At 65.6% G+C, this 3,016-nt stretch carries 3 protein-coding genes; all 3 read left to right on the top strand.

The window, feature by feature from the left end; translation table 11 throughout:
* Positions 1–1,153 precede the first annotated feature (1,153 nt).
* On the top strand, positions 1,154–1,423 hold the full coding sequence (locus tag BBH68_RS37315) for a hypothetical protein (protein WP_141713157.1): 270 nt from the start codon (positions 1,154–1,156) through the stop codon (positions 1,421–1,423).
* Positions 1,420–1,776 (top strand): hypothetical protein, encoded by a 357-nt coding sequence (locus BBH68_RS37310; RefSeq protein ID WP_065968350.1) that lies wholly within the window; start codon positions 1,420–1,422, stop codon positions 1,774–1,776. Before BBH68_RS37315 ends, BBH68_RS37310 begins: the two co-directional genes overlap by 4 nt.
* A gap of 869 nt (positions 1,777–2,645) precedes the next feature.
* The coding region (locus BBH68_RS43750) for an integrase core domain-containing protein (RefSeq protein ID WP_245738499.1) at positions 2,646–3,016 on the top strand (371 nt) is incomplete at its 3' end.

The raw sequence follows: 3,016 nt of genomic DNA, 5'->3' as shown, positions 1-3,016 counted from the left end.
CCCGCGACGAAGGAACACCGACGGAACAGTGAACAGCTTCCGGGTCACCTTGCACAGCAAGGACACGATCACGCAAGGCATCATCCCAGCGAGCTGACGGCCCCCTGTGCGGCGATGACTTTTCGAGCGGCGCAGGCCGCGAGGTCATCCGCGGCCACTGCGCCGCCCCGGGGCGGGCAGCGGGTACGGTTCCGGTCCGGACTGACTCTGAACAAGGCAGGCCCGGCATCGCAAAGCGACCCACTTCGGTGAACGGAGTTCAGCAGGCACTCGCTGCATCCACTGCACCACCCTGTCGCAGTCGGCCAGTCGGCCACGGAGCGAGGCGGAAGAGGAACCGCTCGTGGAGTGAAGCGGCCGGTGACCACACGATCACTTGACACACTATTTATTTCGACGAACTCTCCGGGAGCCATCTCGCTACAGCGCCACAGAACCGGGTACGGCGCCCACGCCCTGGGAGTGCCCCATCTGCCGGCGGACGACAAGGGGCTTTGCCCTGCCTTGACGCGGGGCGCCCCCGGCAGCCAGGAACCCGACGTGCGAGCTGCCTGCGAAAACCGGCCTCAAGAGAGCAGGAGTGGTTCGCCCTCCCCCGTCGCATGGGGAGCACGGCATCGTGCTCCCACCGCGAAAGGTGCTCGAGAGCCGACAAGGGGTCCTTATGCCTCTCGATGCACGAGACATCCAGATCGATCGGGTGGCCCCGCGGGACCCTTGTTGACGACGGCGCGTGGGGGCGCGGTACGGCGCTGTAGGTCTACCGGATCGGGTGACGGACGAATCGGGCACCGTTGACACGTCTGCGAGTTGGGAGCACGAGGGCTCCCAGAGGGCTCCCACTTGCTCCCAGCCCGGAAACGGCTAAGGCCGCCTCCGCTGTCCGCGGAAACGGCCTCCGACCTGCGAAAACGCTGGTCGGGACGACAGGATTTGAACCTGCGACCCCTTGACCCCCAGCAGCGACCACTTTCCGCAACCAGCCGTAGCGTACGGTAGCGATCTGTTCAGGGTCATGCGCTCCCGTACGCCCCAGAAACACGACGTACCCCGCTCCCTCGGCCCCAAGTACCATCCTGGCACCACACCGCACGATATTCTGGTCGCACGTCGATCCTGGCGCTCGACGATGTGGAGTGAAGGAGGACGGGCTGTGAGGCGAGCCACCACCGCAGTGCTTCGCGCGAATGCCGCGACGATCCACCAGCTCGGGCGTCGCCACGGCCTGCACTGCTTCGCCCTGAGCGCCGAGCCCGGAGAGCTCGTGGCAACCCTGGACCCCGACCGCTCCTACTTCGACGTCACCAGTTTCGAGACGGACCTGTCCAGCATGCTCGGCGCCCTCGTGGAAGTCGTCCCGCGCGGCCCCGGTGTGGAGGTCGAGGAGGCCGAACCTCTGAGCGACCTGCGCGGGGCAGCGTGACCAACGCACGCACCGACCGGGAACACCGCGAACTGCTAGGCCTGACCGACGCCTCAGCAGCACTCGACCGAGCGCGCACCATCCTCCACGGGGGAACACCAAAACCAGGCGACGAGCGGCTCCTCGCTCTGGCCTACTGCATGCTCACCTTCGGTGAGATGCTCAAGCAAGCATCCCCCGGAACGGTGGTTCAGGCATACGGCGGCCCCATCGCACTACGCGACAAACTCGCTCACGTACCCCACCGTAAGCTCAATGCCGAGGTACTCGTCGCCTCCGTCGAACGAGCCACGACCGAGATCCTGCCCCTGATACAAGCCCGCATCCAGGACTTGAGCGACGTGCCCGCCTGACGCATGCCCAGACCGGCATGGGAGAACCCCATCTGGGGGGACAGGCGCATCCACAGCGAGTTCGGCGCTGCCCGACCCTGTTGCCTATTTGCTGTTTGGGCTGGTCGGGGTGTTGATCGTTGCGGCAGGCTGGTCTTCTCGTTCCCCTCGTGTTTCGCGGTTCTGGGTGGTCATGTTCCGGCGGCGGCCCAGGCGGTGAGGACGTGAAGGGTGTCTTTATTGCCGTATGGTGGTTGACCTGGGGCTTTGCGATCGCCCAAGGGTGGGCATGATCAGTGATCGTGGGTCTGCGGCTGTTTTACCTGATTTTCTGTCGACTACTGGGCTGCTTCCTGTTGCTGGGCCGCTCGACGGCCGCGAACAACGCCGAGATCCTTGCCCTTCGTCATGAGGTCGCTGTGCTTCGTCGGCAGGTACAGCGGCCGCGGCTCTCATGGGCTGATCGTGCCGTGCTCTCCGCTCCCGCACGGCATCTGCCACCCGCCTTACGCCGCCATCGACTGGTCACCCCGGGCACACTGCTGACCTGGCACCGCCGTCTGGTGCGCTGGAAATGGAGCCAAGCACCGGTCAGACCCGGTCGTCCACCATTGCCGGAAGAGACGGTCGCGCTCATCCAGCGCCTGGCGAGAGAGAACCCGACCTGGGGGTACGTCAGGATCCAAGGGGAGTTGCGTCGGCTTGGTCATCGGGTCGCCGCTGCGACTATCCGACGCGTTCTGCACCGCTCCGGTCCACCCCCCGCACCGCAGCGCGCCTCCCAGCAGACCTGGCGCTCCTTCCTCCGAACCCAAGCCCACACACTGCTCGCTTGCGATTTCATGCACGTAGAGACCGTCTTCCTCAGACGTCTCTATGTCTTCTTCGTCATGGAGATCAAGACCCGGCGCGTTCACGTCCTGGGTGTCACCGCCCACCCGACCGGCGCATGGGTCACCCAGCTCGCCCGCAACCTGCTCATGGATCTCGAGGAGAGGGCTGAGTGCTTCCGGTTCCTCATCCGGGACCGGGACAGCAAGTTCACCGCCGCCTTCGACGCCGTCTTCGTCGGCAACGGCACAGCCGTCATCCCGACACCGCCACAAAGCCCCCGGTCAAACGCGTTCGCCGAACGATGGATACGCACAGACCGCGCAGAATGCACCGACCGCCTCCTCATCACTGGCGAACGACACCTGCGCACGGTCCTCACCACGTACGCGGAGCACTACAACGGGGGACGAGCCCACCGCAGCCTCGA

The organism is Streptomyces sparsogenes (assembly GCF_001704635.1).
Lineage (GTDB): Bacteria > Actinomycetota > Actinomycetes > Streptomycetales > Streptomycetaceae > Streptomyces > Streptomyces sparsogenes.
This window is presented reverse-complemented; position numbering and strand designations above follow the sequence as displayed.